The sequence below is a fragment of the Arthrobacter sp. ok909 genome (assembly GCF_900104405.1).
Taxonomy (GTDB): Bacteria; Actinomycetota; Actinomycetes; order Actinomycetales; family Micrococcaceae; genus Arthrobacter; species Arthrobacter humicola.
This window is the reverse complement of record NZ_FNJS01000011.1, coordinates 22,655-43,477: the sequence shown is the minus strand read 5'-3', so window position 1 is coordinate 43,477 and position 20,823 is coordinate 22,655. Positions and strand designations below refer to the sequence as shown.

Sequence of the window (20,823 nt, the reverse complement as noted above, 5' to 3'; positions counted from 1 at the left end):
ACCCCAGCCAGTGCGGCGACAATACCGGTCGTGGTGGGGCGCCGGGACTGAAACCATCAACGCCCCAACTAGAGATGTACACAGGTAAAATATGCCTTACAGCTGAGGTCCTTTCTGGCAGGCCTTGTGTGCCCCGCAACCGCTGCCTCAAGATGTCGTGGCCATTCCAAGGGAGCGCCATGAAGGTTCACGCTTGTGAAAAAGGAGGATGGCATGCCTCAATCTGCTTCAGAGAACGGCGGTCATGTACGGCGATATGCAGTGCCGGAGGGGCTCAGCCACGAACAAAGGTTCGAACATTGGCGAACGTGGTACGGCAGTGCCGTGGAAACTCCGATGCGGTTGGAAAAGTCGGCACATGCTGCTTCCGTGCCCTTCACTCCTTCGGCCATTAGTCTTGCCGGTCCAGGTTTCAGCCTCATAGAAATGTACAACGCCCCCGCATTGGGCTCATGGGCGCCCAACCCCGACACTAGGGATCTGCGCCTGGTCTACTTCAGGAAAGCGCCGGCACTAACCCTCGCTCTCAACGGCGTGCCTGAGCCAGTATCACCGGGCTCCGTCAGGTTCATCGATACCTCGCTGGGCGGCAGTTTCGATGCGCCCGAGGGCTTTCACGCCTTGCAGATCAACATCGACCGCAGCAGCCTGAACGTGAGCGAGGCCGCGCTAGGCTCCCTGCTTCGCCTGCCTGACCTCGCGAAGCATCCAATTGTGGGCACTTTCGTGATTCCTGCGCTCTTGAGTTGGAAGCGGCCGGGCATCGACCGGGAGGCATCGGGAACCGCAGATATCCTCCGATCCGTGATGGCGACCCTGGTGGGCTCCCTGCTCGAAGCGCCGGTCGACGATGAGGCGCAGAAACCGGCCCTAAGTCGGGCGGTGAAGAAATACCTTGATGCCAGCTATGACAACCCCGATCTGGACGTGGCAATGGTCGCCGAAAGGTTCAACCTCTCCCGTCGCTCCCTGTTCTACTTTTTCGAGAATGAAGAACTCCACTTGGGCGAGCGTATACGCGCCTTGAGAACGCGCAAAGCGCTGGAGCTCCTCCTTCAGGCCGACGCCCAAAGGATCACCTACTCAGAAATTGCGACATCGTGCGGATTCACCAACGTGCAAAGCATGCGCCGTGCGGTGAAAGAGTTTACCGGGATGAATGTGAGGGAGATCCACCGATCCGAGACCGTAGTTCGTGTTGCGCTGCAACAGCTGCGGGAGTCGCTGATCCCCTAGCGCCTGAGCAAACAAGCATTGACAGGTGCCATGCTGCATCGGCTGGATCGTCTTGTATATGAAGACCTTACGGCCATGGCCTCGGCACATGAGGGGCAGCCGCATACTACCTCCGGACATTGCTGTGGTCCGATTCGCCATTGGACCGATCATTTGTGGCCCTGTCACGACTTGCCGAAGCCGCGCACGTGAGGCGCAACGTCGCTTGCCATCATCCAACAACAGTGGTTGATGGCAGACGAGATTGGACCGGCGTCGGCCAAGGCCGTGCTGTGTATGGGAAACGGCCTCTATTTCAGCGCCATGTGGGAATACGGACTAGCTAGCAGTGACGACGAACGAGAGACGGACATGGAGGAGTTGCTTTCCGCCGACACACCGCTGGGGGTGAAACCGGCTGCCGGCGATGGAGTTTGTTGTCGGGGCGTCGGTGACGGTCGAAAACTGAGCCATTGTGACGGCTTGGCGTCCAGTGGTCGTTGCAACACCTGAGCTTTTAGGAGTTGCAATTGGGAGAGATGAAAAGACAGAGAAAGTCCCGGGGCGCCCCTCCGAAGAACGCAGCACGGGCTCACTATGATCAGCTGATGAAACAGGGAATGGGCAATTCCGAAGCGTGCCGGATCGTCGGAATCAGCCGTAGTTCCGGCACTCGATGGCGGCACGGCCACACCGTCGTTCTGAAGTCCGGGGACATCAAGAAGTATGCTCCCATCTCCCATCGGAGGCCGGCCGCGATCTCCGCCGGTTTCTCTCCGAGTCGGAACGGATCACGATCGCAGACCTGCTGCATGCCCGGCGCAGCATCCGCGCCATTGCCATGGAGCTCGGGCGGAGTCCGTCTACTGTGAGCAGGGAGATCCGGCGGAACATTCATGAGGCCTCTGGGAATTACCGTCCGCGGACGGCGCAGCGCAGTGCCGAGCGCAGACGGAGCCGTCAACGGACGGGGAAGATTGCCGGCAACCCGGAACTGCACGGCTTTGACCCACGCCGGGACGAGGCCTGAGTGCTGGTTTTCACAAACGCCGCGGCCCTACCCGGACGGTGGTTATGGCAGGCATCCAGCATGCGAACTGTCCCTGACGATGAGATCAGGCTGGAGCAAGGGCATGGGTTGAGGTTCGCCCTCGATGAGTCCGACGACTTGCTGAAGGCACCGGCGGCCAAGGTCGTTGAAATCCAGTCTTACTGTAGTGAGGGAAGGTCGATAATAGGCCGCCTCGGGCACATCATCGTATCCGACCACACTCACGTTCTCAGGAACGCGGATCCCCTCCTCGGCCAGGGCCTTAATCACTCCCAGAGCCATCTGATCGTTGGCGACGAATACTGCGGTGATCCGTCGATCGGTGGAGATGAGCTTGCCTGCTTCATACCCAGAGCGCGCCGTCCAGTCGCCTTCGATAACCGGATAAGCCACCTTTCCCGCTGCAGACAACTCAGCGTGCCACCCGCGAATCCGCGTGTCAGTTCCCAACCATCCGGGGGAGCCGCTGACGTGCCATACCGACTCGTGGCCCTGGCCGATCAGATGCCGAGTGGCCAGTCTTGCTCCCAGCACTTCATCGAATGCCACGCTCCTTGTTCCAGCAACGACTCCCGGCTCGAATGCGACGATCGGCACGTTCGGCGCCTGCTCCTGAAGCATGTCGGCGATCCCCTGGTAAGGAGCCAGACAGATGATCCCGTCGACCGGGCTGTGTGCAAGGTGCTCGAGAGCGCTTCTCATGCTGTCTTTGTTGACGTTCTCCAGGGCGCTCAAGGTCGTTGCGTACCCATTCTGTCTCGCAGCCTCGACGACTCCGAACAATGAAAGGGAAGGGCCATAGAGGGAGAGGCCGAAACTGACCACGCCGATGTTCATGGTCCGCCGCGTCGCCAGGGCGCGAGCAGTCGGATTCTTTCGGTAGCGCAACTTGAGTACTGCGTCCTCCACCAGAGAACGCGTCTTCGGATCAACGTGGATGCTCCCATTGAGAACACGCGCAACCGTCTGGTGTGAGACGCCCGCTAATTGAGCAACGTCCACCATGGTGGGGCGTTTAGTAATATCTCTTGGAGTCATCTCAACCTTTCGCAACTGGTGACCGTAGCCCCCTCCACCCTTGCAGAGTCGCCGCCAAGGAGCCAGCCGAAGTGCCGCCTATGTCGTCAGGGCGAAGGATCGCTTGGTTCTCGTTTGGGACAGCTTGTCGATCGTCACTGCGAGAACCAGAATCGCTCCTCTGATGAGGTATTGGAAGAATGAAGGAACGGTAGCGAGGTCTAGTCCTATCCCGATCATGCTGACGAGGATTGCCCCGAGTACAGTGCCCAGAATCGACCCCCGGCCTCCTGCTAGGCTGGTCCCCCCGATCACCGCGACGATGATGATGTCTAGTTCGTAACCGGTCGCGGCAAGTGGGGAAGCCGAGGACAAACGTCCCGTCATCGCGATCCCTGCCACTCCTGCGAGAAGTGCGCTGCAGGCGAATACCGCGATGATTCTCTGCCTGACGTTGATTCCCGCGAGTCTCGCGCTCTCACGCCCGCCGCCCACCGCGAACAGGCTGCGTCCATAGGGGGTACTCCTGAGGCCGTAGGCGATCAGTACGGCAAGTACAAGGAAGAGCACTGCAACCGTCGGCACGGCCCCGATCTTCCCCCTGCCGAGCCAGGTGAATACCGGATCCGAGAAGGTGACAGGCGCAGCAGTCGCCTTTCCCCCGACGTAAATCAGAAACATGAACGTGGCACCTCGGGCGAGGTAAAGCATTCCCAGCGTCACGGCGAACGGAGCAAGCTGCAGTCTTGCTATGAGGAACCCACTGGCCGTGCCGAGTGCTGTCGTCACGGCCAGCGCGATGAGAATGGACAGCAACGTGGGCAGCTTCACGGGGTTCTCGGCCGCGAAGGCGGTCCCCAGCAAGCCAGCACCGATTGCACCCCCAAGCGCCATCATCGACCCGACGGACAGGTCGATGCCGCCGAAGGAGCCACAGGTAAGGATCACAAGGGTCATTCCCAGACCGGCGATGCCGAAGATGGAAGCGCTGCGAAGCACGTTTTCCAATGTGGCAAAGGACAGGAATCCGGGCGCGAATACTGCGTAGAGGCATCCGAGCGCGATGATCACGAGCAGCAGCGCGCGTTGCTGCCCTCCGATGCCGCCCGCAAGACGCTCTGCTGTGGTGCTCACTCCGTCCCTCGCTGAGAGCTTTGGGTCGGCTGACACCTGCTGATTCAACATCTGGGATCTTCCTTCGTAGCTCGGGCCCGACATCTCAGGCTCGTTTTCGATTTCTGATGAAGCCATCGACGCTGATTGCAAAGAGCAGCACCATGCCGATCGCCACATATTGGATTTCTGTCGCTGCGCCTACCAGCGTAAGTGCGTTCTGGAGGATGCCGATGACGAAGACACCAACCACGCTGCCGAGTACCGAGCCTCGGCCCCCTGCCAGGCTAGTTCCGCCGATTACGACACCTGCGATAGCGGTGAACTCGAACCCCATGCCGTCGTTCGGTCCGGCGCTTCCCAGTCGAGAGACGAGAATTATTCCTGCCAGAGCCGCAAGGAACCCGATGATGACGTAGAGGAGGGTTTTGGTTCTCTTGACATGGATCCCGCTGAGGCGGCTCGCCTCTTGGTTACCCCCCACAGCATAGATCTCGCGGCCCAGTGCGGTCTTCTTGGATATCCACCAGATAAGAAGAACTATCAGCGCGAATATCGCTACCTGACTTGGGATGCCAAACAAGTCCCCCTGTCCGAGCCAGGCGAATTCAGGCGGCATCCCCTGGAAGAGGACTGGATATCCACCTGTGAACAGATAAATGAGGCCCCGCACGAAAATCATCATCCCCAGCGTGGCCATGAACGGCTCGATACCGGTTTTCGTGATGATGAGCCCGTTTAGGAGTCCTGCGATCGCGCCAACTAGGAGGCCGGCTCCGACAGCGACGGGAACCGGGAGGTCGCCGAATCCGCCGAGCGTAGAAGTGCCGTTGGAGCCCGTCATCAAGCCCGCCGCGACCACGCCGCCCAAACCAGCTGTTGCTCCAACCGACAGATCGATGCCCCCTGATATCACCGCCAGGGTCATCCCTGCCGCAATGATGCCCGTAATGGACACCACCCGGGCGATGCTTAGGAAATTCTCGACGGAGAGAAAACCAGGAGCCAAAGAGCCGACGGCAATGACGAGAACGAGCAGGAAGGTGGTCGAGGCCGCCTGCTCCAGTCTCACGTTGTGGCGAAGTGCTGGGCCTACGGTTTCCCGCACCGATTCCTTGACTCCGCTCACGGTTGTGTCTCTCGTTCCATGGCATGAAGACCCGACGCGTACAAGACGATTTTCTCCTCATCGAATTCGTCACGGTTCAGCTCCCCGGAAATGCGGCCCTCGTGCATGACAAGGATCCGGTCACTCATGGCCATGACTTCCATGAGATCGGAGGAGATCATGATTACTGTCGCGCCTTCGAGAGTCAGACGATCCAGAAGCTCGTGGATGGCGGCGCGTGCACCCACGTCGACACCTCGCGTGGGCTCGTCGACGATCAGGATCTTGGATCCCGCAAAGAGCCACTTCCCGATAACGACTTTCTGCTGGTTCCCGCCACTGAGACGTGACGTCTCCTGGTCCGCGCCGGCCGCCACGATCTTCATGGACGACATATACTCGCTGGCGGCATTGCGCTCCTGGCGCAGAAGAATCTGGCCCCACCGCGTGACCTTGCCCAAGGCAGCAAGGGTGATGTTGTGATTTATGTTCATCGAGAGCACCGCGCCTTGAACCTTGCGGTCCTCAGGAACAAGTCCGATGCCGAGCCTGATGGCACTTCTCGGTGACTTGATCTTCACGGGGTTCCCCCGTACCAGGATGTCCCCGGAGATGATCGGGTCAGCGCCGAATATGGCTCGGGCGACTTCGGTTCTTCCCGACCCCACAAGTCCGGCAATACCCAGAATCTCACCCGAGTACGCTGTGAGGTTCACGTCTTTAAGCTTGTCCGTCGTCAGGTGCTCGACCCGCAACGTCTCCTGGCCCCTGGTGGTGGCCGACTTCGGGAAAACGTCTTCGAGTTCGCGGCCGACCATCATCGTCGCCAGCTTGTGGGGGGTTGTGCTTCGCGCATCAACAGTTGAAATGAACTGCCCGTCCCGCAGAACGGTCGCTCTGTCACAGATCTCTCCCACTTCGTGCAATCGATGGGACACGTAAATAATGGAAACTCCGTCTTGTTTCAGGGCGTGTATCAGTTCGAACAGTCGTTGGATCTCCGCCTCGGTCAGGGAGGCGGTCGGTTCATCCATCGCGATGATCTTCGCGTTCATAGAGAGCGCTTTGGCAATCTCGACGAGCTGCTGCTCTGCCGTCCCCAGGCGGCCGACAATCTCTCGTGGATCCATTCGGAGCCCTAGTCGCCTGATGGCCGATTCGGCGTCACGGTTGCATTTCTTCCAGTCGACAGCCCACGGGCGCTTAGGATGCTTCGGCAAGCGCCCGAGAAAGACGTTCTCGGCGATCGAGAGCTGGGGCATCAGGCTCAACTCCTGGTGAATGATCGAGAGACCAAGGGCACTGGCGGCATGCGGGCTGTCAATCGTCACCGGCTCGCCATCCAGGACGATGGTGCCAGCGTCCTTCTCGATGATCCCGTTGAGGATCTTGAGCAGCGTCGACTTTCCTGCGCCGTTTTCCCCGAGGAGTCCGTGGACTTCGCCGCGGTTGATGGTCAGGTTGACACCGCGTAGGACTCTTACATTCCCGAAAGATTTTGTGACGTCCTCCATCTGGAGGACTGGTTGCGTATCGTTCTCCGCAGACAAGTGGCTCGCTCCTCATTGAACTCTTGCGTTGTTGCGCTATTGCGTTGTTCTCCGGGCTCCGCTTAATGGGAACCCGGAGAACAACGAGGTGTTGGCTCAGCGATTACCAGCCGAGGAATTCTGGGTCTTTCATGTTGCTCTTGTCCACCGGATAGACGTCGGGGCGAACCCACGGCATACCTTCGAATTGAAGAAAGCCCGCTTTACGACCCTCGTATTCCTGCTTCGCCAGGTCCGGGTCCTCGCCCTTAAGCATTTTCGACAGTACCGTCACACCGATGTAGCCCGAGTCCTGAGGAAAGGCCATTGCCTCGTACTGGGTCTCTCCAGCGCGCATGATGTCCATTGCCTCTTTCTGACCGTCCACGGAGACTATGGGGAACTCACCGAGTCTGCCGGCGCTCTTGATCGCCTGCAATCCGCCGTAAGCCATGTCGTCTGCCATGAAGTAAATCCCGTCGAGTTGGCCGACGGGGAACCGCTGGAGGATGGCTTCGGTAACCCTCTGCCCGTCGGTGCGCGTGAAGTTGCCGTCGCCCTTGTATACGACCTCCATGCCCGGGTTCTTTTTGAGCACACCGTAGAAGCCTTCCCCCCGGTCGATGGTCGAGCCTGCACCGGCAGATCCTTCCACAACGGCGATCTTGCCCTTGCCGCCCAGCGCCTTTACGATCTGCTCTCCGCCGATTGCACCGGACTTGACCATGTCCCAACTTACGAGAACATCCCAGGTGATGCCGCTTCCCTGTGTCGCGATCCGGCGGTCGAGTACCTCGAAGGGGATTTTAGCGTCATTGACGGCTTTGATCGCCGGAATCATCGGGTCGGAAATCGCGGCGGAGAGGATGATGCCGTCCACCTTCTGAGCGATGAAGTTGTTCAGCTGGTCGGACTGGATGGCCGGATCACCTTTGCCGTCGACCATCAACAGCTCGATGCCTTGCTCAGCGGCAGCCGCCTGGGCGCCTTTCATCATCTTTTGATAGAAGGGGTGGTTGAAGAGGGCGACGGACCACCCGATCGTGATCTTGCCGTCATCGCCTCCTACCCTCTTTGCGGCGGTTCCGCTTTCCGTAGTGCCGCAGCCGGTTAGCAGCAGCGCTGCGCTGCCAAGCGCGACCAGACCTGCTCGTCTTGTAAACATTCCGGGCTCCTCACGTGGCGCCGGCTGCGGTAGCAGAATCGGCTCCGTAGCCGGCAAGGGTGGTTTATGGGAAAGATGCAGAACGGCAAAGGCCTCTCTGGATGACCTCTGTGCCGCGTTGTTGACTGTTTCGATGTTAACGGCAACATGGAAATTTGCAAGCAAAATTCTAAAGATTTCTGGGGCATATAAGATCATTGACGCCGACCACGTGTTGGCGTTAACATGACTCTCGTCTAACAGCACGACGATTGGGTCAGTCCGGCATTCGGACGCAGAATCCGACAAAAAGTCTTTCGATCGACGAAGTGCCAGGTTGCCAATTCCAAGGAGGGAAGTAGCAAATGACGCATTCAGGGAAGCCAGAATCAGTCGACGTGCTTATCGTCGGACTAGGTGCAGCGGGAGGCACAGCCGCCAAAGTCTTGAGCGAAGCAGGGCTTAAGGTCGTCGGCTTAGAGCGCGGCCCTTGGCTAAAACCCCACAATTTCTCCGGGGACGAGCTCAAGTTCCTCAACCGGCCCTACCTCTGGTCTGACGCTCGTCTGAATCCCCGCACAGTGCGAATGGACGAAAATTCGCAGGCCGAAGAGATCCCGTTCTCGATGACCCCACAAATGGTCGGCGGCGGAACTGTCCACTGGGCCGGATGGTTCCCGAGGCCCAGCGAGTCGGATTTCCTCATGCGGTCACTACACGGCGATCTCGAAGGCGCAAGTCTGGCCGACTGGCCAATTCGATACGAGCACCTCGAGCCCTACCTCAGCAAGGTCGAATGGGAATTCGGCTGCACCGGATTGGACGGGGCGAACAAGTACGAGCCCCCGCGCAGCACACGGTACCCCAGCCCCCCACTACCACCCACGCGCTACGGAAAGAAGTTCTACCAAGCCTGCGAGAAGCTGGGCATCAACGCCATGCCGATTCCCCAGGCAATGGTAACTACCCCTCACAAGGGAAGAGATCCGTGGAACTGGACAAGCTTTTGGAACGGGTACGGCGACCCGAGCACCACGAAATCCACCACCCTCACCAGCTTCATCCCAGAAGCGATGGCTACTGGGAACTTCGAACTACGGGCGGAATGTTACGTGCGGGAAGTGACGGTACATCCCAACGGTCGAGCCAAGGGGGTGGTGTACATCGATTCGGAGGGACGTGAGGTCGAGCAAGAGGCAAAACTCGTCATCTTGACTCTCGGGGCCATCGAGTCAGCCCGGTTGATGCTGATGTCCAAATCGTCCTTGTTCCCTGAAGGAATCGCCAACGGCAGCGGCCAGGTCGGACGCAACGCGACTTTCCACGAGTACCTTTTCTCGACGGGGCTGTTCGACAGTGATGAACCGCTGTACGGATTCGCTGGCAATTACATCAGCGGGGGGTCGTTCGAGTTCTACGAGACCGACGAGAACCGAGGCCACATCGGCGGAGCGCTCATCGGTGCTTCCCACATGTGCCACGCCATCAATTGGGAGTTTCCGTCCAGACCGACCTGGGGTAGCGCGGCCAAGGACGCGGACCTTAAGTATTACAACCACGCAATGAAGATCGGCCACACACTTCATGACATGCCGGTCGAGTCCAACAGGGTCGACCTCGACCCGGACGTCAAGGACGCTTGGGGCTTGCCGGCGGCGAGGATCACCCACAAGTCCCATCCCAATGACCTGAAACTTGCAAAGTGGCAAGTCGACAAGAACGCGGAAATCCTGATGGCGGCGGGAGCGCGAAAGACGTTTCCCACGTATATGGAGGCCGGGCGATCGACGGGAAACACGTGTCACCAGCACGGGACGGCCCGAATGGGGACGGACCCGAGCACCACCGTACTGAATGAATGGTGCCAGGCACACGACGTCAATAACCTGTTTGTTCTTGACGGCTCCTCCTTCCCGACGGCAACCGGCGTGAATCCGACGTTGACGATCATGGCGAACGCCTGGCGATGCGCCGAGTACATCGCAGAGGTTTACGCCAAAGGTGGAGAAGGGCACATCACACTCGAGCCTTTGCGATCAGATCCCAGAAAGAAGAGGAGCGCACTGTGACGGGCATGGATTCATGGAGAGTGGCCCCACTGAACGAGTTGGACGTTCAGGGAGACCAAAGGCTCTTCTTCACAGAGCATGAATGGCTGACGGTCGAGGCAGCGACCGCACGGATCATCCCTACGGATGAATACGCCGGTGCTCGCGAGGCGAAGGTCGTGAGGTTTATCGATCGATACATCTCCGGTACCAAGTACATCTTCGCTGCCGCGGACGGAAGCGGCTTTCTGGAGTTGAACGGCAAGTACGCCGACGTGTGGCGGGCTCGGATCACGGAGCTTCAGAGGACCTACCGTGACGGTGTTCTTACCCTCGATCGACTGGCCGGCGAGCTAAGACGGACGACTTTCCTCAGTCTGTCCGAAGGTGACCAGGACAACATTCTGGAGCTACTGTCGGGGAGCCCGAAACCCCGGCAACTGTCACTCTCAGCCCCTGAGAGTGAAGCGGGCACCGCTCTCGTCTACCGGTTCGATGACAGGCTGAACTTTTTTCAGACGTTGATCGTACACACGACCCAAGGATTTTACAGCGACCCGATTTACGGTGGAAATGACAATCGCCAGGGGTGGGAGTTCATTGGCTTCCCGGGACCCAAGTCACTTAAGGATACCCAAGACGGTACGTTCAGCGTGAAGGAATACTTCGAGGACGATTACGACTGGGCCGATCTGATCCCTCAACTAAGGGAGACGGAATGAGCCGAAAACCAGATCTGGTGGGTGAAGTTGCCATGATCACGCGGAATGCGTAATCCGGGCATGCCCGAACCGCAGAACATGATGGATTCCGAGGACGTCGCTGAAGCCGTGATGTTCGCGCTCTCACGGCCTCCTTCGCACCCGGTTCTTGAGGTTGTGGCACGCCACATGAGCGAGCAGTCCTGGGGTTAGCACTCCTGGCCAGACCGCGTTCATACAGGGGCTGCAGGGGCACTGGTTCGCCCATCGCTTCATCGTTGTAGGCGTCGGCATCGTTTTCAGATGCGGCAGAGATCTACCCCTCCCCGACAGCTTGGGCTTGGCAGGACTACCAAGCCCGTCTTCAGCCGCTTGGGGAAGGCGAACTCAGAACTACGACGGTGACCCAAGGGCCGCTGTCAGCAATCGCTGCTTCGACAAACTGCCGGCGGCTTAGACCGGCTAGCAGCCTGTACACGAAAGAAGGACAATAACCATGTCAGAGCTTCTCGTTAGGCGCACGGTGACGCACGAACTTGCGCGTGTGGGCGTTGAACGCGCAATTGAAGAATCACGTGCCATGAACTGTCTGACCTGCATCGCAGTGTTGGACAACGGAGGTCATCTGATCTCCTTCGACCGCATGGACGGTGCGCCATTCCAATCCTCGCAAGTTGCCCAGGACAAGGCCTATTCGGTTGCCGGCAATGGCCTCGCGACGCACGAATTCTGGGAGATGGCCAAAGACGAGCCGTGGCTGGTGCACAATCTGGGCCAAGTGGCGGGCCTCGTCGTTCTAGGCGGGGGCGTGCCGATTTATCATAACGACGAGTTCATCGGAGCCGTGGGCGTCTCCGGCAAGAGCAATATGGCCGAAGACCGCGCGATTGCGGAAGCTGCCGTAGCCGCCATTCTCAATGCTCTGGTAGTCGAACGCTCTATCTCATGATGGAAGAAAGCCCTCGTTCATGAAATTTGAAAAGCAACCTTAGCGACCAAGGGTTTTTGACGGTCGCAGAACTTGAACCGAGAGGCCTTTGGCAGAGTTGCGCCGCTAGCTAGAACAGCAGCGCCCGGCAAACTGTGACGCCCGCGCCGCACACCGGCTCCGAGGCGCTGCGGGATCGTCCAGACCGTCGGTGATTGCCCCATCGTACCGCGGGCCGGACGACCGATCCTGCACTGATCCGCTCTCCTGATTCCCGGCGTTAGTCACCGCCTGACTTCTTGTCTCCGGCCGCCTTGTCATAATCTCCGCTATCGGCCTGCGGGAAATGACTTACAGAATCGGGCAATGACGGACTTGCCAGTCCGCTCACAAGTGGGTCGGCGCGCGGCTAGCCATCTTCACTGCCCCGAAGCTGAAGCATCGCCTAATCTGACCAACCGTTTAAGCGTGGGAGCTTCAATAAGGGATGGATCGAATTCCACCAGAAGTGAATCGTGCGTCGGGACCACTCGGATGAGGCCGGGTACGTCGTGGGTGCAGAGTGCTTGCGCGAGAGAGCGCGTACACGCTTTCGTAACGCCACCTTGTCTGCGCCGCTGACGATGGCGCGCACCGCTGTCGAACCGACGCTTACCACGGTGAAGGTCGGCGAAAACGGATATGTATTGCCGTTCAGAGGGAGCGTACCTGGGTTGCGCGCCATTGGCGTCTCCTTATGCGGTTTGGTGACATCCGGATGTCAGCCCCGTACCCCGGGTGCTGGCTGCTTGCGAACGTTTGTCGGGACCATTCCCTCGGAATCCTTAGTACGAGCGGGGGAGGCCGAGGACCTTCGTGGCGATGAAGCTCTTGATCATGTTGTTGTTGACCGGGGCTACCTGAAACATGCGGGTTTCGCGGAACTTTCGTTCAACGTCGTATTCGTCGACGAAGCCGTAGCCGCCGTGGGTGTCCAGGCAGGCGTTTGCCGCGGCCCAGCTTGCCTCCGAGGCCAGGTGCTTGGCCATGTTGGCTTCGGCGCCGCAGGGCTCGCCGGCGTCGAAGAGTCGCGCGGCCTCGTATCTCATCATGTCTGCGGCGCGGACTTTCATGTAGGCATCGGTGATGGGGAACTGCACGCCCTGATTGGTTCCGATCTTCCGGCCGAAGACTTCACGGCTGTTGGCGTAGTCCACACCGCGCCGGGTGAACCAGTAGCCATCGCCGATGGCTTCGGAAGCGAGCAGGATGCGTTCGGCGTTCCAACCGTCGATGACGTAGCGGAAGCCCTGGCCTACCTCGCCGATGACCGCGGAGGCCGGCACTCGCATGCCTTGGTAGTGGACTTGGTTGGTGGCGTAGTTGAACATGGTGCGGACCTTGGTCACCTTGAGTGTGTCGGGCTGTTCTGCACGGACTTGGCGCAGGTCCACCAGAAACAGGGTGATCCCCTCGGTCTTGTTCCCGTTTTTCGCAGCCGTGCGGGCAAGGACGAAGGCCAGATCGGACTCCTCGATGCGGCTGGTCCAGCTCTTGTGCCCGGTGATGACAAAGTCGTCGCCGTCGAGCACGGCGGCCGTCTCGATGCTGGTGGTGTCCGAGCCGGCTTTGTCTTCGGTGATGGAGAATGCCTGCAGCCGCAGCTTGCCGGCGGCGATTTGCGGCAGGTACTCCTGCTTCTGCGCGTCATTGCCGTGGCGAAGCAGGGCGCCCATCGTGTACATCTGCGCGTGGCAGGCTGCCGAGTGGCCGCCGGACTTGTTGATTTCCTCCATGATGACACTTGCTTCGGTCAGGCCCAGGCCCAGGCCCCCGTACTCGGTGGGAATAAGGGCGCCGAGGAGGCCGGATTCCGTCAGAGTGTCAACGAACTCCTGCGGGTAGCGGCGGTTGTGGTCCGTCTCGCGCCAGTATTCATCGGGAAAACCTGCACAGAAGAGGCGGGTCTGCTCGCGAAGTTGTTCCAGTCCGGTGGCCAGGGTTTGCATCGTCGCTCCTTGAAATCGATCCGGGCGAATCTCCGTCACCCATGGCAGCTGACCTTACTCCAATATATTGGGAGCTGGCAAGGGGTTCCTGCGCATCCTTCCAACTCTCAAATGCTTGACGTTTCAGGCGTTTTTTGGGCATAATCGCTTGGGACAATCAATATATTAGCTTTCGGCAGTCCGCAGCAATTGGCGCGGAGGATGCAGCGGAAGCCAAGGAGATCATCGATGACCGAAGAAATAACTCAGCCAGGGACGTCCGAAAATCGCGTGGTACCGGGCTGGACCGGCCGCTTGTTCGAAGACTTCGCCCCGGGGGATATCTACTACCATCCGTTTGGCAAGACGGTGACCCAGGCGGACAACCAGAGCTTTACGCTGATGACGCAAAACGTGGCCAAGACCCATGTGGACCGTAATTTCGCCAAGGGCACCGAGTTCGGTCTGCCGCTGGTCAATTCCACCTTCACGCTTGCGCTGGTCACTGGCCAGTCCACCATCGACCTGTCCATGAACGTCTTCGCGAACATGGGCTGGGACGAGGTCCGCATGCCTAACGCGGTCTATGAAGGCGACACGATCTATTCGCGGTCCAAGGTACTGGACAAGCGGGAATCGAAGTCCCGCCCCAACCTCGGCCTGGTCACTGTCGCCACCGAGGGCTTTAACCAGGATGGCAAAATCGTCATCAGCTACCGCCGCACGTTCATGGTGTACCGCCAGGGTCACCTGCCCAGCGTGGAAGCTGCGCGACCTGACGAGTCCAGCCTGCCGCTTATCGGCGATTTTCGGTGACAGCCCCGGCAGGCAACCTCGCGGCAGCGGGCATCACGGCCGGTGCGCGGGCTGTGGCAGAGGCTGTCACCGCCCTTTTTGTCCCCGGGGACCGGCCCGAGCGGTTCATGAAAGCCGCAGCCGCGGGTGCCGGCGTGGTCATCATCGATCTGGAGGACGCCGTCGCGCCGGACGCCAAGGAAGCAGCGCTGGCCGCGGCGCTGGAGGCTCTGGTTCCGTGCCTCGGGAGCCCCGTGCGCGCCCTGGTGCGCGTGAACCCGGTTGGTTCGCGCCGGCACGACGCCGAAATCACCGCGTTACTCTCCGCCGCAACGCCGGGGTCCGGTCTGCTCGGCATCGTGGTGCCCAAGGCTGAAGACGCCGGTGCACTGCGCCGGCTGCGCATGGATATGCCCAAACGCCTGGCCCTGGTCCCACTCGTGGAGTCAGCGGCCGGCGTGGTGAACGCGCTGGAACTGGCCCGGGTGCCGGGCGTGACGCGGCTGGCCTTCGGCGCCATCGACTTCGCGCTGGACATCAACGCCGACGGCGGGGACCGGTTCCTGGACCATACCCGGGCGCACCTGGTCCTGGCCTCCCGCGCGGCAGGCATCGCCGCGCCGCTGGATTCGCCGTCCACCGAGATCAGGGACGCCGGCAGGGTGGCTGATTCGGCCCGCCTCGCCCGTAACTTCGGCTTCGGCGGCAAACTCTGCATCCATCCTGCCCAGCTCGCCGCCGTGCACGGGGCATTCGCCCCGTCGCAGGCGGATGTCGAGTGGGCCCTGTCGGTGATCGGCGCTGAAGGCGGCGCCGCCCAGATAGACGGCCAAATGATCGACCTGCCCGTTACCGAGCGGGCAAAACGTATCCTGCAGCGCGCAGGGAAGGAGCAGTAAATGGGCCGTCTACCATTGGAGGGCATCACCGTCGTCTCCCTGGAACAGGCCGTCGCGGCCCCGTTCGCCACCCGCCAGCTCGCCGATCTGGGCGCCCGCGTGATCAAGGTCGAACGGGACACGGGGGACTTCGCCCGCGGCTACGACACCAAGGTCCACGGCATGGCCAGCTACTTCGTCTGGCTGAACCGGTCCAAGGAATCCATTGTCCTGGATCTGAAATCGGCAGAGGGAATGGCGGTCCTGCGCAAGCTCGTGTCCGGGGCGGACGTACTTGTCCAGAACCTTGCTCCCGGCGCCATCGAACGCCTGGGCCTTGGGCCGGACGAGGCGCTGGCCCTGAACCCGCGGCTGATCCATGCCTCGATCTCCGGCTACGGCCGCGGCGGTTCCTACGAACAGAAGAAGGCCTACGATCTCCTGGTTCAGTGCGAGGCCGGGCTGCTGAGCGTCACCGGCACCCCGGAGTCCCCCGCCAAGGTGGGAGTGTCCATCGCCGACATCTCGGCCGGCATGTACGCCTACTCCGGCATCCTGACTTCATTGCTGCAGCGTGCCACGACTGGCCGGGGCGACGTCCTGGAAATCTCCATGCTCGAGGCGCTGGGCGAATGGATGGCCCAGCCCTACTTCTACGCCCAATACGGCGGGGCTCCGCCGGCCCGTAGCGGCGCCCAGCACGCGAGCATTGCACCCTACGGACCGTTCGGCGCCGCCGACGCCACCGTGTTCTTCGGCATCCAGAACGAGCGCGAATGGGCCAAGTTCTGCACGGACGTGCTGCAGCAGCCCGGTCTGGCGCAGGACGGCCGATTCGCAGGCAACGCGCTGCGCGTGGACAACCGTCCGGCGCTGCACGATGCCATCAACGCAGTTCTGGGCCGTCTTCCGGCAGCCGAGGTCGTGTCCCGTCTCGACGCCGCGGGCATCGCCAATGCCCAGTTGCGGGACATGCACGGGTTCGCCGCTCATCCGCAGCTGGCTGAGCGCAACCGCTGGCGGGACGTTGAATCGCCCGTCGGACCGCTGCGCAGCCTGCTCCCCCCGGTTACTTCCCGCGAGGCGGACGTGAGGATGGGTCCAGTGCCGGAGATCGGCCAGCACACTGAAAAGATCCTGGCCGAACTGGGGCTGGACGCATCCGCCCTGGCCCCGCCCGAAACCACCAACTGAATCTCCCATGATGGCCCATCAGCCACGGCGGGCCCGTACTCCAGGCCGGCCGTGGCTGATGCCGTATGTTAGGTGGGGAAAATGATCAGAAAGAGTCCACAGACCATGACCAGCCGCAGCCCCCGCAGCAGCGCACGCCCGCAACTGAGCGAGAAAGCAACCGCCTACATCCGTGGCCTCATCATGTCAGGCGAACTGCGGCCCGGTACCCTCGTCCGGCCAGAGACCATCGGTGAGGACCTTGGCATCTCCACCACGCCGGCGCGCGAGGCGCTGCAGGCCCTGCGGGTCGAGGGCTTCCTGGAACTCGTGCCACGGCGCGGGTTCGTTGTGGCGCCTCTTACCGGACAGGACATCCGGGATCTTTTCCAGGTCCAGGCCCTCATCGGTGGGGAACTGGCCGCCCGCGCCGCCGCCAACGCGAGCGAGCAGGATGTGGCCGAACTCGAGGCCCTGCACCACGAGCTCATCGCGGCCGCCGCCCGGAATGACCACGATCGGCTCGAAGAGAAGAACCACGCCTTCCACCGCGAGATCAACCTGATGGCCGGTTCCCGGAAGATCGTCTGGATGCTGGGCCTGGTCACCCGGTATGTCCCGAGGCAGTTCTACTCCTCCATCCCGGGCTGGCCCCAGGCAACAGTGACCGACCATGAGGAACTGCTAGAGGGAATCCGTACCGGCGACCGGGAAAAGACACGCGCAGCCATGGTGGCGCACATCATCCATTCAGGGGAACTGCTCGCAGCCAACTTCGACGAACAACTCGCCGCACCACTTCCGGAAACCGATGCAGACCCCGCGAAGGAAAGACCCGGACCAGCCGCCTTGGATGCCGCAAGCTAGAGCACGACACAACGGCACCTGACACGGGCACAGTTCGACCATTCCGAACGCCTCCCAAAAACCAGCCCTTCCATGCATTCTCGAACGCCTGCGACCACAAGGCTGGCGGGAGCGGTCGGTAACAGAAGGCTTCTGCGGGACGTCTGCGATGCCCCCGGCCGCGCTCCATCGGGATCCGCTGGCCGCCCGGCCGGGCCCGGAATTCGCGCTACGGTCCGTATAACCATCCATTCCAGACTTGGATCCGCCGGAACCAGTGAATTCAACCGGGCGACGCTCTGCGGCTGCCCGAGACCAATCCAATAACGCGCCGGGCATAGGCGCGGATCCTCTCAGCGGAGCTAACGTGGCCTCCAGGAATAGCTAAGCACCGCTCTTGGTGGCCGGCGACGCGTTGTGCCGCTCCGGCCTTGCCCCGACTCAGAGACAACGGCGCCCGGGATGCGCCGGAGCTCCGGCTGGAGAACCCTTCGTGTCAATTCCACATACCAAGCGGCCCTCAGGGAGGCCCGAGCTGACCAATAACGAGCCAATCCACGCGGTTCCACCCGGCCGTCGCGAGGTCCGGCACCCCCAGTAACAGACGGATCAATTCACGTTAACCAACCCTTGTAGGTATTTCGTATCCGGTATACGCTTGGTGAACAGAATTGGACTTGAAGGAGCTGACGTGATCAAACTCAGGCGGGCCCCCGGGGGTGCGGACTCATTGCAATGGCGCATCGATGCATCCTTTGATAATTACGTCCGAAATCAGACCGGTGACGGAACCGTTACGGTTTCGGGCGGCGCGTCACGCGATGACGACGGGTACTACCACTTCCCCAGACTTGATACATCGTCCGGCGGCGAAAACGTGCGCTTCGGCGGTTCCGTTGAATTTCGTGCCTATATGGGCGTTCTTTCGCTTCGGATAGCTGACCCGAGCTTGCACGTATCCCAGGACATGGTCCGCATGTACATCGTGGACGACGCCGCCCCGGCGGGAACGCGGATCGAGCTCGCCACGGCGGCCCTTGATCACGGGCAGGTCGGCCTCGCGATCCTTGACCTTCGGCTGACCGAACGGGGCTCGGAACTGTTCTTTGGCAAGTACCCGGCCGGCGCTCCGTTGGCGCCTGCAACCGTGCTCCTGCCTGCCCCCGCCATCAGCATGGCCTTAACGGAAGGAGCTCACTGATGGATGCACCACTCTCGATCGCGGTGGTAGGAAGCGGGCCCTCCGGCTGCTACATTGCCCAAAGCCTTCGGCGGTCGCTTCCCCAGTCGGAGATCACAATTTACGACCGGCTTGCGTCTCCCTTTGGGCTGGTTCGCTACGGCGTCGCGCCGGATCATCAGAGCACCAAATCGATTCAGTCGCAGTTTGCCCGGCTGTTTGAGCGCGACAACGTCCGTTTCGCGGGGAACATCGAGGTCGGCAGGGACATCTCCCTGGACCAGCTCCGAAACAGCCATCACATCGTCGTGCTGGCTGCTGGTCTGCCGGGGGACCGCACGGTGGGGGTCCCGGGTGAAGACCTGCCCGAGGTGTACCGCGCGGGCCGCCTGACAAGACTCTTCAACGCGCACCCGCTTGAGCAGACCGGACTCCCCAAGTTCGGGAAATCCGTAGCCATTATCGGCGGCGGCAACGTGTCCATCGACGTCCTGCGCATGCTCATCAAACAGCCGGAAGATTTCGTCAACAGCGACATCGACGATGCCGTCCTGGCTGAATACGTCCGCGCGCCTGCGGGCCGGATCGACCTCATTTGCCGGTCGACAATCACAAACGCACCCTCCGATCCGGTAATGCTCGCCGAACTCGGACGCATACGGGGCGTGAGATTCTCATGCCCGGACCCCATCGACGTAGCGGAGGGCGCCCCCCGTACCGCTGTGGCGCGGGCCAAGGCCGTTGAGGGGCTTCTCGAGATCGACCCTGGCACTGAAACACGTGTGGAGGTGGCATTGCACTTCGGTTGGGCACCCGTGAGCATCAACGGGGACGGGCACGTCCGGAGCGTGGAACTGCGCTCCATCAACGACGACCGGCACAATCTGCGCCTGGACGCCGACTCAGTGGTAACAGCCGTCGGTTTTGATTTCGACGGCGGTGACTGGCACGGACTCGGCGTGCTCAAGGCAAACCTGGAATCCGGGGCCATAGACCAGGGCCTGTACCGCACGGGCTGGATCAAGCGGGGTTCCCGCGGAACGATCGCCGAAAACAGATCCTGTGCCAAGGCCGTAGCGGAAGAGATCGTCGCGGGCGTGGATGCTCTCAAGCAACAGACAAAGCCCGGCTACGGTGGTCTGCCTCTAGAAGTCCGCGCGCGGGCTGTCGATTATTCCGCCTGGAAGCGGGTGGACGCCGCAGAGACGGAAGCCGCGCCGGAGGACCGCTCCCGCCGAAAGTTCCCCAGCCATGAACACATGGTCGCCATCGCACACAACAAGCTCGTTCAGGCCACCGCCGGTCCGGGCGCAAACTAACTCAGGCATTCTAGACAGGAGAAAACGATGAAGATCCAAGTTCTTTTCGGAACGGAATCCGGCAACGCAGAGGTAGCGGCTGAAGATCTCGCTGAGTCGGTCAGGAACGACAGCCAGGACGTGGAAGTACAAGACCTGTCGTCGTTCTCAATTGCGGAACTGCAGCATGATTCAATGTACGTTTTTCTGTGCTCCACCTATGGTGAGGGCGACCTGCCTAACACGGCGCTGCCCTTCTATGCAGACCTCTCGGTCGTCCGCCCGGACCTCTCCGGCATGCGTTATGCAATGTTCGGTCTTGGCGATACGTTCTACACGGAAACCTACGGACACGGTGCCACCAAACTCGACGACAAACTCACGGAGCTGGGGGCGCAGCGTGTCGGGGAAATCGGCCGCTACGACGCCTCGACCTGGGAGCCTGTCGGCGAGTGCGCAGTAGCCTGGTTCGCCGGTGTGCTCGAGGACGTGTCCGCGGTCCGCTGAATGAAGCCTCGCACCGCACCTCCGGAGAAAAACAGTCTCCGTTCCAGCCGGGCCTTGCCCATTCCGGCCGATGCCTGCAGTGACACCCTGACTCCTCGGCCATGGTCCGGGTTCCGCCAGAGCGCCGCGGGCTAAGACAACCTCCGTTTCCCGGCACCGACGCGTGCGGGGGTCTCTGGAAAATTGGCCGGCATGAGCTTGGTCCGGGCGCATGGGCCCTGGCGCTGACCGGGTTTGCCACCGCCCCGCCCGGGGTGCTCCGGTCACCAGACAGCCCGATAACAGTTGTTCGAAGCGGCAGTTTCCAGGAGGGGCCCGGTCCGCC

At 61.1% G+C, this 20,823-nt stretch carries 18 protein-coding genes and 1 pseudogene; 13 read left to right on the top strand and 6 right to left on the bottom strand.

Annotation, left to right across the window (positions count from 1 at the left end):
* Positions 1–213: 213 nt before the first annotated feature.
* Together BLR03_RS10890 and BLR03_RS24915 are read left to right on the top strand one after the other, a co-directional pair.
* Positions 214–1,236 (top strand): helix-turn-helix domain-containing protein, encoded by a 1,023-nt coding sequence (locus BLR03_RS10890; protein ID WP_091252471.1) that lies wholly within the window; start codon positions 214–216, stop codon positions 1,234–1,236.
* An 802-nt stretch (positions 1,237–2,038) separates the two neighbouring features.
* A pseudogene (locus tag BLR03_RS24915) lies at positions 2,039–2,176 on the top strand (helix-turn-helix domain-containing protein); the annotation flags it as partial.
* 111 nt (positions 2,177–2,287) lie between these two features.
* Here the strand turns inward: BLR03_RS24915 and BLR03_RS10880 are convergent.
* The 5 genes from BLR03_RS10880 to BLR03_RS10860 all read right to left on the bottom strand — a co-directional run bounded on the left by BLR03_RS10880 (position 2,288) and on the right by BLR03_RS10860 (position 8,198).
* A complete protein-coding gene (locus tag BLR03_RS10880) occupies positions 2,288–3,271 on the bottom strand; it encodes a LacI family DNA-binding transcriptional regulator (protein ID WP_091252468.1) in 984 nt (327 codons plus the stop codon).
* A gap of 111 nt (positions 3,272–3,382) precedes the next feature.
* The gene (locus tag BLR03_RS10875; protein ID WP_217639764.1) at positions 3,383–4,417 is read right to left on the bottom strand and encodes an ABC transporter permease; all 1,035 of its coding nucleotides are present in this window, start codon (positions 4,415–4,417) and stop codon (positions 3,383–3,385) included.
* 85 nt (positions 4,418–4,502) lie between these two features.
* Positions 4,503–5,525, bottom strand: coding sequence for an ABC transporter permease (locus tag BLR03_RS10870; RefSeq protein ID WP_091252465.1), 1,023 nt, complete (start codon positions 5,523–5,525; stop codon positions 4,503–4,505).
* Entirely contained in the window at positions 5,522–7,054 is a 1,533-nt protein-coding gene (locus BLR03_RS10865; protein WP_217639763.1) for a sugar ABC transporter ATP-binding protein, read from the bottom strand. Before BLR03_RS10865 ends, BLR03_RS10870 begins: the two co-directional genes overlap by 4 nt.
* A gap of 103 nt (positions 7,055–7,157) precedes the next feature.
* Positions 7,158–8,198: a substrate-binding domain-containing protein gene (locus BLR03_RS10860; RefSeq protein ID WP_091252463.1), complete on the bottom strand. Its 1,041-nt coding sequence runs from the start codon at positions 8,196–8,198 to the stop codon at positions 7,158–7,160.
* A gap of 344 nt (positions 8,199–8,542) precedes the next feature.
* Between BLR03_RS10860 and BLR03_RS10855 the strand changes: the two genes are divergently transcribed.
* The 4 genes from BLR03_RS10855 (at position 8,543) to BLR03_RS10845 (ending at position 11,875) form a co-directional block, all read left to right on the top strand.
* Complete coding sequence (locus BLR03_RS10855; protein ID WP_091252462.1) at positions 8,543–10,246, top strand: GMC family oxidoreductase; 1,704 nt, start codon at positions 8,543–8,545, stop codon at positions 10,244–10,246.
* Between the two features lie 5 nt (positions 10,247–10,251).
* Positions 10,252–10,947, top strand: coding sequence for a gluconate 2-dehydrogenase subunit 3 family protein (locus tag BLR03_RS10850; protein WP_091252637.1), 696 nt, complete (start codon positions 10,252–10,254; stop codon positions 10,945–10,947).
* 60 nt (positions 10,948–11,007) lie between these two features.
* The gene (locus BLR03_RS25205; RefSeq protein ID WP_302846586.1) at positions 11,008–11,139 is read left to right on the top strand and encodes a hypothetical protein; all 132 of its coding nucleotides are present in this window, start codon (positions 11,008–11,010) and stop codon (positions 11,137–11,139) included.
* A gap of 283 nt (positions 11,140–11,422) precedes the next feature.
* Entirely contained in the window at positions 11,423–11,875 is a 453-nt protein-coding gene (locus BLR03_RS10845; RefSeq protein ID WP_091252461.1) for a GlcG/HbpS family heme-binding protein, read from the top strand.
* A gap of 803 nt (positions 11,876–12,678) precedes the next feature.
* On the opposite strand, the gene BLR03_RS10840 is transcribed toward BLR03_RS10845, so the two are convergent.
* Positions 12,679–13,842 (bottom strand): acyl-CoA dehydrogenase family protein, encoded by a 1,164-nt coding sequence (locus BLR03_RS10840; RefSeq protein ID WP_091252460.1) that lies wholly within the window; start codon positions 13,840–13,842, stop codon positions 12,679–12,681.
* 228 nt (positions 13,843–14,070) lie between these two features.
* Here BLR03_RS10840 and BLR03_RS10835 point away from each other — a divergent pair, with 228 nt between their 5' ends.
* The 7 genes from BLR03_RS10835 to BLR03_RS10805 all read left to right on the top strand — a co-directional run bounded on the left by BLR03_RS10835 (position 14,071) and on the right by BLR03_RS10805 (position 20,498).
* On the top strand, positions 14,071–14,637 hold the full coding sequence (locus BLR03_RS10835) for a MaoC family dehydratase (protein ID WP_091252459.1): 567 nt from the start codon (positions 14,071–14,073) through the stop codon (positions 14,635–14,637).
* Entirely contained in the window at positions 14,634–15,515 is an 882-nt protein-coding gene (locus BLR03_RS10830; RefSeq protein WP_254788393.1) for an HpcH/HpaI aldolase/citrate lyase family protein, read from the top strand. Before BLR03_RS10835 ends, BLR03_RS10830 begins: the two co-directional genes overlap by 4 nt.
* Positions 15,516–16,688 carry a CaiB/BaiF CoA transferase family protein gene (locus tag BLR03_RS10825; protein WP_091252458.1) on the top strand — a complete coding sequence of 391 codons (1,173 nt, stop codon included), beginning with the start codon at positions 15,516–15,518 and terminating at the stop codon, positions 16,686–16,688. It begins immediately after the preceding gene.
* A gap of 105 nt (positions 16,689–16,793) precedes the next feature.
* Entirely contained in the window at positions 16,794–17,534 is a 741-nt protein-coding gene (locus tag BLR03_RS10820) for a GntR family transcriptional regulator (RefSeq protein ID WP_091252457.1), read from the top strand.
* Positions 17,535–18,204: 670 nt separating this feature from the next.
* On the top strand, positions 18,205–18,714 hold the full coding sequence (locus tag BLR03_RS10815; protein WP_175460496.1) for an HtaA domain-containing protein: 510 nt from the start codon (positions 18,205–18,207) through the stop codon (positions 18,712–18,714).
* The gene (locus BLR03_RS10810) at positions 18,714–20,012 is read left to right on the top strand and encodes an FAD-dependent oxidoreductase (protein ID WP_139184521.1); all 1,299 of its coding nucleotides are present in this window, start codon (positions 18,714–18,716) and stop codon (positions 20,010–20,012) included. Before BLR03_RS10815 ends, BLR03_RS10810 begins: the two co-directional genes overlap by 1 nt.
* A 27-nt stretch (positions 20,013–20,039) precedes the next feature.
* Positions 20,040–20,498 carry a flavodoxin domain-containing protein gene (locus BLR03_RS10805; RefSeq protein WP_091252453.1) on the top strand — a complete coding sequence of 153 codons (459 nt, stop codon included), beginning with the start codon at positions 20,040–20,042 and terminating at the stop codon, positions 20,496–20,498.
* Positions 20,499–20,823: the final 325 nt, after the last annotated feature.